Annotated in this window: 11 protein-coding genes; 9 read left to right on the top strand and 2 right to left on the bottom strand. The window is 38.5% G+C overall.

Annotation, left to right across the window (positions count from 1 at the left end; translation table 11 throughout):
- The first annotated feature begins 162 nt into the window (after nucleotides 1-162).
- The 3 genes from AOB46_RS10630 to AOB46_RS10640 all read left to right on the top strand — a co-directional run bounded on the left by AOB46_RS10630 (nucleotide 163) and on the right by AOB46_RS10640 (nucleotide 5,287).
- Nucleotides 163-1,992, top strand: coding sequence for a cytochrome-c peroxidase (locus AOB46_RS10630; RefSeq protein WP_062699101.1), 1,830 nt, complete (start codon nucleotides 163-165; stop codon nucleotides 1,990-1,992).
- A gap of 170 nt (nucleotides 1,993-2,162) precedes the next feature.
- Complete coding sequence (locus AOB46_RS10635; protein WP_062699104.1) at nucleotides 2,163-4,328, top strand: alkaline phosphatase PhoX; 2,166 nt, start codon at nucleotides 2,163-2,165, stop codon at nucleotides 4,326-4,328.
- A 59-nt stretch (nucleotides 4,329-4,387) separates the two neighbouring features.
- Nucleotides 4,388-5,287: a leucine-rich repeat domain-containing protein gene (locus AOB46_RS10640; protein WP_062699105.1), complete on the top strand. Its 900-nt coding sequence runs from the start codon at nucleotides 4,388-4,390 to the stop codon at nucleotides 5,285-5,287.
- A 2-nt stretch (nucleotides 5,288-5,289) separates the two neighbouring features.
- Here the strand turns inward: AOB46_RS10640 and AOB46_RS10645 are convergent, their stop codons facing one another.
- The gene (locus tag AOB46_RS10645; protein ID WP_062699107.1) at nucleotides 5,290-5,613 is read right to left on the bottom strand and encodes a translation initiation factor; all 324 of its coding nucleotides are present in this window, start codon (nucleotides 5,611-5,613) and stop codon (nucleotides 5,290-5,292) included.
- A gap of 292 nt (nucleotides 5,614-5,905) precedes the next feature.
- On the opposite strand from AOB46_RS10645, the gene AOB46_RS10650 reads away from it, so the two are divergent.
- From AOB46_RS10650 to AOB46_RS10675, 6 genes are all read left to right on the top strand, one after another.
- A complete protein-coding gene (locus AOB46_RS10650; protein WP_157845054.1) occupies nucleotides 5,906-7,150 on the top strand; it encodes a DUF2268 domain-containing putative Zn-dependent protease in 1,245 nt (414 codons plus the stop codon).
- 422 nt (nucleotides 7,151-7,572) lie between these two features.
- On the top strand, nucleotides 7,573-9,114 hold the full coding sequence (gene gpmI, locus AOB46_RS10655) for a 2,3-bisphosphoglycerate-independent phosphoglycerate mutase (protein ID WP_062699109.1): 1,542 nt from the start codon (nucleotides 7,573-7,575) through the stop codon (nucleotides 9,112-9,114).
- 153 nt (nucleotides 9,115-9,267) lie between these two features.
- A complete protein-coding gene (locus tag AOB46_RS10660; protein ID WP_062699112.1) occupies nucleotides 9,268-10,245 on the top strand; it encodes an acyl-ACP desaturase in 978 nt (325 codons plus the stop codon).
- Nucleotides 10,246-10,340: 95 nt separating this feature from the next.
- The gene (locus tag AOB46_RS10665) at nucleotides 10,341-10,772 is read left to right on the top strand and encodes a BT0820 family HAD-type phosphatase (protein ID WP_062699114.1); all 432 of its coding nucleotides are present in this window, start codon (nucleotides 10,341-10,343) and stop codon (nucleotides 10,770-10,772) included.
- A gap of 79 nt (nucleotides 10,773-10,851) precedes the next feature.
- Nucleotides 10,852-11,661 carry a type I methionyl aminopeptidase gene (map, locus tag AOB46_RS10670; RefSeq protein ID WP_062699116.1) on the top strand — a complete coding sequence of 270 codons (810 nt, stop codon included), beginning with the start codon at nucleotides 10,852-10,854 and terminating at the stop codon, nucleotides 11,659-11,661.
- Complete coding sequence (locus AOB46_RS10675) at nucleotides 11,661-12,428, top strand: class I SAM-dependent methyltransferase (protein WP_062699118.1); 768 nt, start codon at nucleotides 11,661-11,663, stop codon at nucleotides 12,426-12,428. Before map ends, AOB46_RS10675 begins: the two co-directional genes overlap by 1 nt.
- 76 nt (nucleotides 12,429-12,504) lie before the next feature.
- Here the strand turns inward: AOB46_RS10675 and AOB46_RS10680 are convergent, their stop codons facing one another.
- Nucleotides 12,505-12,831 carry a DMT family transporter gene (locus AOB46_RS10680; protein ID WP_062699120.1) on the bottom strand — a complete coding sequence of 109 codons (327 nt, stop codon included), beginning with the start codon at nucleotides 12,829-12,831 and terminating at the stop codon, nucleotides 12,505-12,507.
- Nucleotides 12,832-12,915: the final 84 nt, after the last annotated feature.

The raw sequence follows: 12,915 nt of genomic DNA on the forward strand, positions 1-12,915 counted from the left end.
TTTTTACCGGCAATTTAGAATATCCGTTTCTTTAAGAAGAATGAATTTTGATTTCGGGGTTTAAAATTAGTAAAAAATCTCCTATTTAAAATATAAACATTTTTTAATCTGTAATTAAAATTGGGATAACATCTGATCAATAGTTTTGCTGCTAAAAAATTCATGAGATCTTACCCGCTGTTTGTTGTGATTCTGCTGATTGGTTTTGCTGTTATGTCTTTTAATCCTGTTGACAAAGGAGTGAAAAGTGAGGCTACATTTATCAATAAAGGCCTGGCTGACTTTAAAACCAGACTTGAGCAGCTGAAATCAGATGTCTATGAATTTTCGGAAGATCGCCTCTCACTTGAAGAATTACAGAAATCGTTGAGCCTTACAAGAAATTCATTTAAGGAAATTGAATTCTATATTGCTTATCATTATCCTGAATTTACCAAAACACACCTTAATGCAGCACCTTTATTTCATATTGAAGCAGCCGGAACTTCAGCTTATACCTTACCCCCGGAAGGATTGCAGGTTTTGGACGAGCTGATATTTTCTGAAGAAGCAGGAGATGAAAAAGAGAAAATTAAAACAATTACAGACTTCTTATACAACAGCTATTCCGGGTTCTATCTGAGTGCTGTAAAGAATGGATTAAGCAAAGGAAATAATAAGACCCTTCCGCTCCGTATAGAGCTGATACGAATTTATACATTAGGGATAACAGGGTTTGATACACCCGGTTCCCTGAATATTTCTGAGGAGGCGGCTCATGCGCTTACAGGAATTAAGAGATATATTCATGATGAACCTTATTTCAGGAATTATAACATACAGAAAGCAGATCAGATTCTAACCGGAAGTATCAGTTATCTCTCAAAGAATACAGATTTTGAAACCTTTGACCGGATTGAATTTTATAAAAATTATTTACAGCCATTGTATGAGGAATTGGGTAAATGGGATGGCAGAACAGATGACCTTAAAGAGTTTTCAGGCTGGAATGTAAACAGTAAAGGTCTTTTTAACAGTGATTTCCTGGATCCTTATTTTTATACATTGCTGAAATCTTCTGAAGACAATGCAGAGCTCCGTAATCTTGGAAAAGCAATCTTCTATGACGGAAACTTAAGCGGGAACGGTAAAATGAGCTGTGCAGCATGCCACCTGCCGGAAAATGCTTTCACGGATCTTCAATCAAAATCTGAAAGCAATGTACAAGGGAAAACTGTACTAAGAAATTCACCTTCGCTTTACAATGCCGTTTTTGCCAGGAGATTTTTCTATGACCTCCGTGCTTTTTATCTGGAACAGCAGGCTGAACATGTGATTTACAATGAAGATGAATTCAATACAAGCTATGAAGAGATCATTAAGAAATTAAAAGCAAGACCTGAGTATAAAAGAGCATTCCGTTCTGCATTTAAAGACGGAAAAATCAATAAAGAAAACTTTTCAAAAGCGCTGAGTTCGTATGTGGCATCGCTGCATTCTTTTGATAGTGATTTCGACCGTTTTATGAGGAATGAAAAGGATGTTTCAGAGGATGTGAAAAAGGGGTACAATCTGTTTATGGGAAAAGCCAGCTGTGCTACCTGTCATTTTGCACCACATTTTTCAGGGCTGGTTCCTCCGTTTTTTAACGAAAATGAATCTGAAGTTTTAGGAGTTACCACAAAGCCTGTCAATCAGCTTCCTGTAGAATTGGATGCAGACCCGGGAAGAGCAAATAGTCCTGTAAAAAAGGAAAAATCATGGATTTATGATTACTCCTTCAAAACGGTAACAGTAAGAAATATAGCCCTTACTAAACCTTATTTTCATAATGGAGCTTTCAATACGCTGGAAGAAGTTCTGGATTTCTACAATGAAGGCGGAGGAGAGGGGCTCGGCTTAAAAATGAAAAACCAAACACTTCCTCCGGATAAGCTGAATCTTACCCAAACAGAAATCAGACAAATTATCGCCTTTCTGAATTCCCTTACGGATGTTAGCAAAGCAAAATAAATGAGTATGAAAGCTTTAAAAAGGGACTGACCATTAAGTTTTAACAATTATTTAATCCCCTTAACATTAAGTTCCGGATTAATTAACAAATGCCTGGGTATATTTAAAATCCTATTAACGGAAGTGCCGGCTCAAAAAAATAGTTTTGCAAGGTCTAATAAATCAAAAAAATGAATAAAAAACTACTAGCAATCGGAGCCATAGCATTGGCTACGGGGTTTAGCGTACAGGCACAAACCATTGTTTTCGACAAAAATTCATCATGGAGTTACAGAGATCTTGATCAGGCCCAGCCGGATGAATGGAAAACCCAAACCTATGACATTTCTGCCTGGCCGGTAGGAAATGCACCGTTAGGATATGGAGATCCTGTAACAACAACCATTCATAATGGAGCTACCGGACTTGTCACAGCTTATTTTGCGAAAGATTTTACAGTGGATCTTTCAACTCTTTCAGATGAAATGGAGCTTGGAGTAATGAGAGACGACGGAATCATTGTTTACCTGAACGGAGAAGAAGTGGTAAGAGATAATATGCCCGCAGGAGCAGTTACTTTCAACACTTTTTCATCAACAACCATTGACGGGGCCGCAGAAAGCGTGTATAATCTTTTCTCTATCCCGAAATCAAAATTTGTAAACGGAGTAAACAGAATTTCTATAGAACTTCACAATAGAAGTGTATCAAGCTCTGACCTTAGAATTGATGCTTATCTTAAAACTAAAGTAACGACTACCCCTCAGCCTACGGCCTGCAACGGGACGCATATCAGCTGCTTTACTTCTATTGTTCCTACAGCACAAACTAATAAGCTGATTATTCCTGCCGAACATAAATACCAGCTTATCCTGAAAGAAGGGGATAATTACACAGAAGGAGGCGGAATGGTTGGCGGCCAGAATGACTTTACAGCATACGTAGGGAAATCAGGAAGCAGCACAAACGGATATCTTTCTGTAAATCATGAGACCAATCCGGGAGGAGTAACCATGGCAGAGATCAACTATAATGCTGGCACTAAACTATGGCAGCTTACAAGATCCAGAGCTGTCAGTTTCTCAGATCCCAGCCTTGTTCAGACCATCAGAAACTGTTCAGGCGGGATTACCCCTTGGGGAACAGTAGTTACCGCTGAAGAATCTGTGACCTCCAGTGATGTGAACGGCGACGGGTATAAAGATTACGGATGGCTGGTAGAAATAGATCCTGCTACAGCACAGGTAGTTTCTAAAAACCCTGACGGCTCTAAAGGAAAGCTTTGGCAGATGGGAATTATGAACCATGAAAATGTGGTAATCAACAATGCCGGAACTACAGCTTACTACGGTGAAGACGGCGGAACACACATGGTATATAAATACGTGATGGATACTCCGAATGACCTTTCTTCAGGAAATCTTTATGTACTGAAGCTGGATCAGGGACTGAGCGCTTCCGGAGATCCTGTAGCAGCAACAGCAACATGGATTCAGATTCCTAATAAAGTAAAAGCAGACCAGAATAATACCACATCGCTTGCGCAGTCATTGGGAGGAACAAGATTTAACGGGGTAGAAGATGTAGACATCAGCCCGCTGGACGGCAAGATTTACTTTACAGCAAAAGGTCTTGATAAAGTATACCGTCTTCAGGATAACGGAACTACGGCTTCTCAGGTAGAAACATTCGTGGGGGGATCTTCTACAACGTATTCATTCAATACTTCACAAGGAATGAAAACCGAAGCCTGGGGAGACGGAAATGATAACCTTACCTTTGATGAGCTTGGAAACCTTTGGGTGCTTCAGGACGGAGGAAAAAATTATATCTGGGTAATTGCACCGGATCATACTCAGGCCAACCCTAAAGTGAGGCTGTTCGCTTCAATGCCGGCAGGTTCGGAACCTACAGGACTTACCTTTACTCCGGATCATAAATTTGGATTCTTCTCTATTCAGCATCCTAATTCTACAATCTTAACAGATGTAGACGCAACAGGGAATACTATTGATTACAGAGGAAAGTCTGCCACAGTAGTGATTGCTCTGAAAGAAAATCTTGGTACGAACGGTTCATTAGGTACAATTGATAACCATATTGCGGAAAATACGGTAACGGTTGCTCCTAACCCAACTTCCGGTCTGGTGAAGATCAATTCAGACAAAGGGCTGAAGGATATTCAGGTAACCGCTTACAGCATGGACGGAAAAATCGTTTATACGAAGAAGTTCAGCGGATTAAACAGAGCTTTGGAACTTGATTTCACGAAGCAGCTGGAAGTATCCCGTATTTTGCTTTTAAATATTGAGGCTGAAGGAGGATTCCAGAAAACCGTAAAATTAGTAAAGAAATAAGTATTAATAATTCCCGTCCGGGGCGGCAGCGAAGCTGCCGCCCCGGACATTTTTTAGCTATGAAAAAAATTCTTCTGACCGGTGCCGTTTTTTTTCTTTTTCACGCAAAAGCCCAGATTGATCCTGTAAAATATCCTACTTTTACCAGTATTGATGAGGCTTTGAACAGCAGTAAAACAGTCTACAGTATGAGCTTCAGGGAAAAAGGACTCTTCAACCTTCCTCCGCAGATTGCCAGCCTTAAATCTCTGTTTTTTCTGAATATCATGGGAAATAAGCTGGAAAAGATGGATCAGGAGATTTTTGCTTTAAAAGAACTGGAAATTTTAAATGTCAATAATAACAGTATTAAATTCATTCCTGATGAAATAGGAGAATTGACTAAGCTGGAAACGTTTTCTATGAATCTCAACAGTCTTACAGGTATTAACCCAAATATAGCTAAACTCCAGCGTTTAAAAGCTGTTCACCTGGAAGCTAATAATCTGAATGTTTTTCCGGAAGCTCTGATGAAGATTCCGTCTCTGGAAGAAATTAATCTGCAGGGGAATCAGATTAGTTTTATTACTGATCAGATAGACAAAATCGAAAATCTTAAGTTTTTAAATCTTTCCGAAAACCAGATCAATGATATGGGGAGCCTTTCTTTTCCTGAAAATCTGAAATATCTTGAGCTACAGCAGAATGCCATTACAAAACTTCCCGAAAATCTTTTTAAAGCCCGAAAGCTTGAATATCTGAATGCCAGCGGAAATAATATCTCTGAAATTTCATCACGGATTAAAGGTCTGAAAAACATGATCAGCATGAATCTGGCCAATAATAGCCTGAAAGATATTCCTTTGGAAATTACCCGTCTGAAAAATCTGAAAACATTAATTCTGACAGGAAACCCAATAGAAAGACCTAAAATTGAACAACTGAAAAAGCTGATGCCGGAAACTCAGATCTATTTCTAAATTTATCCGCCAACTCTTTTGGTTTTATACCCCATCTCTTTAAGGATATTCATAATCTTATCCCGGTTATCACCTTGAATAATGATGATACCATCCTTTTCGGAACCGCCTATTCCCAAAGTGGTTTTTATTTTTTTCGAGATTTTCTTTAAATCTTCCTCACTGCCTTCCCAGCCTTCTACAATGGTAACAGGCTTGCCATTTCTGCCTTTTTTCTCAAATTTGCACACCAGAGGTTCTTTCTGCTTGAATTTTTCTTCAGGCATTTCAAAATCCTGCTCTTCATGATCAGGGAAAAGGTTCTTTAATTGATCTCGTAAATCCATAAAACAAAATTAATAATAAATAATTTAATGAGAGATATAATTGTGGAGTTACAGGAGCTGAAAGCCGCTGAATATTAAATCAATTAAAAAATAAAATACTTATTCTTTGTGACTTTCATAATTTATTTATGTTTTTTGAACTTACAAAATATGACTTAATATGGATCTTTTTGTTCTTTAAAAACTGCCGCATACGGCATCTGTTTTCCAGACTTATTAATTGTTTTTTGTTTATTCATATAATATTTTACTACTTTGTACAGTTAAATAATAAATTTAGTATAATAAAACCATGAAAATAAAAACGAATCAGCTGCTTGCGGCCTGTTTTCTCACTTATGCAACAGTAAATGCACAATCAGGATTTTCCAATAACCCATTAAATGCTGTTTTTGAAACGAGTGATACCGAAAAGTTCTGGAAAGCTTTCGATAAAATGGACACTTCCAAAGACAATCCTTTTACAGAATATATGAAGAATGGCTCACAGGGCGTTAAAGGCTTTACCGCATTCAGGATCATTAATGCAGATTCATTATATACGATGGTTAAAAGACGGAAGGAAGATTACCTGAAAAGCCGCAACGTCCTTGCCGGAATAGGGCAGAAGGAAAAAAGAGCAAAGGCTATTTACAGTGCTATGAAATACTGGTATCCGGAAGCTAAATTTCCTCCTGTTTATTTTGTGTATGGCAGATTTAATTCCGGAGGCACAGTCTCCAAAGACGGAATTATTATCGGAACAGAAATGCTTGCTAATCTGGACGGGGTGATGGGGCTTGTTGCTCATGAGCTGATCCATTTTCAGCAGAATATAAAAGGAGATGATTCTTTATTGAAAAATACCCTGATGGAGGGTGGGGCTGATTTTATCAGTGAAATGATTTCCGGAGAAAATATCAATACAGGACCTTTCCGCTATGGTGAGGCCCATTTGGATGCTTTGTGCAGGGAATTCGTAACCCAATTAAAAAGCGATGACAATACAGATTGGCTTTACGGAACCAGTAAAAAAGATGACAGACCCAATGATCTGGGATATTGGATGGGCTATAAAATTTCGGCAGCTTACTTCAATAAGCAAAAAGATAAGCATAAGGCGATCCATGATATTCTCAATATTGAAAACCCATTGGAATTCCTTAAAGAAAGTGGCTTTTTAGATCCTTATATCAAAGAATATACGGAAGGCAAAAAAATGAAATTTGATGATTTTTATAAGCTCTATTCAGACGAAATTCATGAAGTTACTTTAACCGTAAGTGTTCCTGATAAGAATGATGAGGTGTATATTACAGGAAATCAGCCGGAATTAGGGAGCTGGACGCCATCCTCTATTAAAATGAACAGGAAAAGTGCTAAAGAAAGAAGTATTACTTTAAAAATACATCTTCCCGTCCAGTTTAAATTCACCAAAGGAAACTGGGAGAGTGAAGCAGATGTAAAAGGAAAGGACAGATGGCAGAATATTAGAATTGAAGAGAAACCTTCAAAACCGGTGCATTATGAAATCACAAACTGGTTTAAGAATCAATAGAGATTAAAATCTGCTGAATCTGCATGATCTGTGAGTAAATTTTACGCTCGCAGATCATGTTGTAAATAAACCAAATTATCATTTAAATTAAACTGCGTATTTCCAGCGTCCGCTTCATCAGACCAACGGAGCTGACTCTCTTCTTTGCCTTCTGAAATCAGCGGAATGAATCATTAATTTTGCTTTAATTTTTTTCTCATATTTTGCACAGGCAGCCCATCAATGAGTGAATTCGTGGTAAAAATATTCTTATACAAATCCGGCAGATTTTACGGTAAACTGTTACAAAATGATAACAAATTATCATAGAAAGACCAGATTCAGGCTGAACATTAAAAATTCAGGATACTGTTAAAATTAGACGCTGTAAATTCTTCTGTTCATCGGAAATTAGGTAAATTTGTATAACAAAAGTTTACAAAATGTCAAAAAAAGCAATATTAGCAATCCTTGACGGATGGGGGCTGGGCATGAATCCGGATGTTTCGGCAATAGACAAAGCAGATACACCGTTTATTGACAGCTGTTATAAAAAATTTCCTCATACAACCCTTGAAGCAAGTGGCCTGGCAGTAGGACTTCCGGCCGGACAGATGGGGAATTCCGAAGTGGGTCACATGAATTTAGGAGCCGGAAGAGTGGTGTACCAGAACCTGGTAAAACTCAATATGGCAGTGGAAAACGGAACTTTAGGACAGGAGAAGGTTATTCAGGATGCTTTTGAATATGCTAAAAAAGAAAATAAAAAAGTACACTTTATAGGATTGGTATCCAATGGAGGGGTACATTCTCATATCAATCACCTGAAAGGCCTTTTAACGGCTGCAAAAGAATCAGGATTGAACGAAAATGTTTTTGTTCATGCATTTACAGACGGAAGAGACTGTGATCCGCATTCAGGATTAGGCTTTATTGAAGAACTGCAAAAGCACATGGAAGCAACTACCGGGAAACTGGCTACTATTGTAGGACGGTATTACGCCATGGACAGAGATAAAAGATGGGAACGTGTAAAATTAGCTTACGATGCGCTTGTAGAAGGAGTAGGGCTTCAGACTACAGATGCTATAGCAGCGATTAAGGCTTCCTATGATAATAATATAACAGATGAGTTTTTGAAACCGATCATCATGGTCAATACTACAGCTACCGGAAATGTGGTGCCTGTAGCTAAAATCATCGATAATGATGTGGTAATCTGCTTCAATTTCCGTACAGACAGGGGACGTGAAATTACAGAAGTTCTCTCACAAAAAGATTTTCCGGAATTCTTTATGCGTAAGTTAAATCTGTATTATGTAACACTTACCAATTACGACAAAACATTCCAAAATGTACAGGTTGTCTTCGATGAGGAAGTTTTGAAGGATACCATGGGAGAGGTGCTTGAAAGAAATGGTAAAACCCAGATCAGAATTGCTGAAACAGAAAAATACCCCCACGTAACATTCTTCTTTTCAGGTGGAAGGGAAAAAGAATTTGAAGGCGAAAGAAGACTGCTTTGTCCAAGCCCGAAAGATGTTCCTACTTATGATCTGAAACCGGAAATGTCTGCTTATGATATTACTAATGCCATTGTTCCGGAACTGGAAAACGGAACTGCTGATTTTGTATGTTTAAATTTTGCCAATACCGACATGGTAGGACATACCGGAGTTTTTGAAGCAGCAGTAAAAGCAGCTGAAACAGTAGATAAGTGTATTGAAAAAGTAGCAACTGCTGCCTATGAGAACGGTTATGCTGTTTTCATTCTGGCTGACCACGGAAATTCCGATGTAATGATTAACCCGGACGGAACACCTAATACCCAGCATTCAACCAATCTGGTCCCTTTTATTGTAATGGATAAAGATCATACCTGGAACCTGAAACCCGGTAAACTGGGAGACGTAGCTCCAACTATCCTGAAAGTTATGGGAGTGGAAACTCCGGAAATAATGACCGGAAATATTTTAGTTAGCTAAAATTCAACAATAATGATAAAAAAGTACCGTTATAGTAGTGTATCACGGTCTTCTTTTATGATTTATGTCAGACATGATATGAGTTGCATACTTTATTATGCGGTAAATAATAAATAAATCATATCTTTGCTATTTAAAATTAATAGAGTTATAATGTATCAAAAGCTTGTTAGGAAAGAAGTAATGGGAATTTTAGAAAAGGAGGTAGGTTCTTTTCTGGAAAAATTTTTAACGCCAATCGAAAAGATCTGGCAGCCTTCAGACATGCTTCCGGATCCTTCAAGCGCTGACTTTAAATATGATTTAGAAGAAATTCAGACCTTCGCCCGTGAAATGCCTTACGATCTGTTTGTAACCCTGATCGGTGACTGTATCACAGAAGAAGCCCTGCCTTCTTATGAATCCTGGCTGATGGGAGTAGACGGAGTGAATCAGGAAGAAAGTGTGGGTTGGGTAAACTGGGTAAGAGCGTGGACTGCTGAAGAAAACAGACACGGAGATCTTCTGAATAAATACCTTTACCTGTGCGGAAGAGTCAATATGAGAGAAGTGGAAATTACCACTCAATATCTGATCAACGACGGTTTTGATTTGGGTACAAGCATGGATCCTTACAGAAATTTCGTATACACCAGCTTCCAGGAAACAGCGACCAACATCTCACACCGTAGAGTGGGAACACTGGCAAAACAGTCCGGAAACGGAAAACTGGCCAAAATGTGTGGGGTGATTGCAGCAGATGAGGCAAGACATGCCAAGGCTTATAAGCATTTCGTAGCTAAAATTCTTGAAATTGATCCTTCAGAAATGATTCTTGCTTTTGAAGATATGATGCGCAAGAAAATTGTGATGCCCGCACACCTTATGAGACAATCCGGACAGAAAGCAGGAGAGCTTTGGGGACATTTCTCAGATGCAGCACAAAGATGTATGGTGTACACTGGCCAGGATTATATCAATATCCTGAAAGATCTGTTGGATGAATGGAAGATAGAGCACGTAAAAGGCCTTACTGAAAAAGCTGAGAAAGCTCAGGAATACCTAATGAAACTGCCGGCAAGATTACAGAAGATTACCGACAGGGTTTCTACTCCTGATCTGCAGTTTCAGTTCAGCTGGGTAAAAAGTTAATCAACATAATCATTAAATTATAAAACTAAGAGTGTCATCGTTTTTTGGCACTCTTTTTATTTCTTATCTTTGCAAAGCTAAAAAAAAAACATAAAATGCTAAATAATAAAAAAATTGCTGTGGATTTTGACGGAACCATCGTGGATGACGCTTATCCGGCAATTGGAAAAGCTAAAATATTTGCTTTTGAAACTCTTAAAAGACTTCAGGCAGAGGGCTACAGATTAATTCTCTGGACTTACAGGCATGGGAAAACATTAGATGAAGCCGTAGAATTCTGCCGGGAAAATGGAATAGAGTTCTATGCCGTGAATTCCAGCTTTGAAGGTGAAGTATTCGACTCTGAAACACAATCCAGAAAACTGGATGCAGACTGGTTCATTGACGACAGAAATTTAGGGGGATTCCCGGGATGGGGTGAAATTTACAATATCATTCAGGAAAGAATAGAATTCCGTGTAGAAGGAAAAGAAGTTCTGGCCTATTCAAAACTAAAAAAAGAAAAGAAAAAAGGACTTTTCTGGTAGAAAAGACAAATAAATAATCTGACACTGTTTCCGGCTAATCCGGTTACATGTTACATTCATACATTGGTAAATTAAAACAATGATTCAACTAAAAACAATAGAGGAGCTCCGCCTGATGAAGGAGAGTGCCAGACTGGTTTCCAAGACACTGGGAATGCTGGCAAAAGAAATTAAACCGGGAATCAATACCTTATATCTGGATAAATTAGCACACGATTTTATTAAAGATCACGGTGCCGAACCTGCTTTCTTAGGATATGGAGGCTTCCCGAATTCTTTATGTATTTCTCCGAACGAGCAGGTAGTTCACGGTTTCCCGAATAAAGATATTGTAAAAGAAGGAGATGTTCTTTCCGTAGACTGTGGAGTAATTCTGAACGGTTTTGTCGGAGATCATGCCTATACCTTTGAAATCGGGGAAGTTAAGCCTGAAGTGAAAAAAATGCTTCAGGTAACCAAAGAATCTCTTTACAAAGGAATTGAGCAGTGTGTACGGGGAAAGAGAATAGGAGATATCTCCCATGCCATCCAGTCATATTGTGAAAAAGAAGGGTATGGAGTTGTAAGAGAGCTTGTAGGACATGGTTTGGGTAGAAAAATGCATGAAGATCCACAGGTTCCTAATTACGGAAGACAGGGAAGCGGAAAAGTGATTAAGGACGGCCTGGCTATTGCTATTGAGCCCATGATTAACCTTGGAACCGAAAAAGTGAAATTCCATAATGATGGCTGGACGGTAACTACTCTGGATAACCAGCCTTCTGCCCACTTTGAGCATGACGTAGCGGTAATCAATGGTAAGCCGGTATTGCTTTCCACTTTCCAGTATGTGTACGAAGCATTAGGAATTGTAAGCGACGAGGAAAAGCCATTCCAATTGGATTTTTAATGAAAAAAGTAACGAAACTTTTACTCAATAAAATCCCGCGTCCGATGCTGATCAAAATGAGCATCTGGGCAAGACCTCTTATTTATCAGTTTTTCAAAGGAGATCAGTTTTATGACCCTATTGATGGAAGGTCTTATCGCAAGTTTCTTCCTTACGGATATGGGAAACAAAGGGAAAATGCACTTTCTCCCGGTACTTTAAGTCTTGAAAGGCACCGCCAGATGTGGCTGTATCTTCAGAATGAAACCGATTTTTTTATCAAAAATTATAAAGTACTGCATATTGCTCCTGAACAGGAGTTTTTGAGGAAATTCAAGAGGATGAGAAATCTGGATTATATCTCTGCAGATCTGTTTTCTCCCATCGTAGACGTAAAAGCAGATATTCTGGATATGCCTTTCGCTGATGAAAGTTTTGATATTGTTTTCTGTAATCACGTTCTTGAACATATTGAAGACGATGCCAGGGCTATGAGTGAACTCTACAGGGTGATGAGACCGGGCGGATGGGGAATCTTCCAGGTTCCTATGAAAAATTCACTGGAAAAAACATATGAAGATTTCTCTATCAAAGATCCGAAAGAACGTCAAAAGCACTTCGGCCAGTACGATCATGTGCGCTGGTATGGGATGGATTATTTTGACCGTTTAAGAAAAGCAGGTTTTGAAACCGAACCCAATTTCTATTCCCGGAAATTCTCTGACGAGGAAATAAAAAAGTACGGATTAAGGCATAATGAAATTCTTCCCGTGGTTTTCAAAAAATAATAAAACCGTCTTCAACTAAGAAGACGGTTTTATATTGATAGATAGAAGTTGTTTTAAAAATAATTTACCGGAAGGTTTAATGAGAAACAGCTTTTAAACCTACTACAGAACCAATTAGGGTAATGATAAAAAATACTCTCCAGAAGCTTACCGGGTCTTTAAAAAAGAAAATTCCCATAAGCGCTGTTCCTACAGCACCAATACCGGTCCATACGGCGTAAGCGGTTCCTATAGGCAGAGTTTGGGTTGCTTTGATGAGAAGGACCATACTGATGGTCATCGTTACCAGAAATCCTGCGTACCAGTAATACATTTCAGATCCCGATGTTTCTTTGGCTTTTCCCAGGCATGAAGCAAAGGCTACTTCAAACAATCCCGCAATGATTAAAATAATCCAATTCATTTTCTTACATTTTTCTCCTGCAAATTTCAGGATTTGAAAAGGAAAAAAATTTTACAAATGATAAAAAATGAATTTTCAGACTTA

Source organism: Chryseobacterium indologenes (genome assembly GCF_001295265.1).
Taxonomy (GTDB): Bacteria; Bacteroidota; Bacteroidia; order Flavobacteriales; family Weeksellaceae; genus Chryseobacterium; species Chryseobacterium indologenes_A.

Excerpts from the sequence above, each read along its gene's own strand:
- AOB46_RS10630 (WP_062699101.1), top strand. The coding sequence starts at position 163 with ATGAGATCTTACCCGCTGTTTGTTGTGATTCTGCTGATTGGTTTTGCT.
- AOB46_RS10635 (WP_062699104.1), top strand. The coding sequence starts at position 2,163 with ATGAATAAAAAACTACTAGCAATCGGAGCCATAGCATTGGCTACGGGG.
- AOB46_RS10640 (WP_062699105.1), top strand. The coding sequence starts at position 4,388 with ATGAAAAAAATTCTTCTGACCGGTGCCGTTTTTTTTCTTTTTCACGCA.
- AOB46_RS10645 (WP_062699107.1), bottom strand. The coding sequence starts at position 5,613 with ATGGATTTACGAGATCAATTAAAGAACCTTTTCCCTGATCATGAAGAG.
- AOB46_RS10650 (WP_157845054.1), top strand. The coding sequence starts at position 5,906 with ATGAAAATAAAAACGAATCAGCTGCTTGCGGCCTGTTTTCTCACTTAT.
- gpmI (WP_062699109.1), top strand. The coding sequence starts at position 7,573 with ATGTCAAAAAAAGCAATATTAGCAATCCTTGACGGATGGGGGCTGGGC.
- AOB46_RS10660 (WP_062699112.1), top strand. The coding sequence starts at position 9,268 with ATGTATCAAAAGCTTGTTAGGAAAGAAGTAATGGGAATTTTAGAAAAG.
- AOB46_RS10665 (WP_062699114.1), top strand. The coding sequence starts at position 10,341 with ATGCTAAATAATAAAAAAATTGCTGTGGATTTTGACGGAACCATCGTG.
- map (WP_062699116.1), top strand. The coding sequence starts at position 10,852 with ATGATTCAACTAAAAACAATAGAGGAGCTCCGCCTGATGAAGGAGAGT.
- AOB46_RS10675 (WP_062699118.1), top strand. The coding sequence starts at position 11,661 with ATGAAAAAAGTAACGAAACTTTTACTCAATAAAATCCCGCGTCCGATG.
- AOB46_RS10680 (WP_062699120.1), bottom strand. The coding sequence starts at position 12,831 with ATGAATTGGATTATTTTAATCATTGCGGGATTGTTTGAAGTAGCCTTT.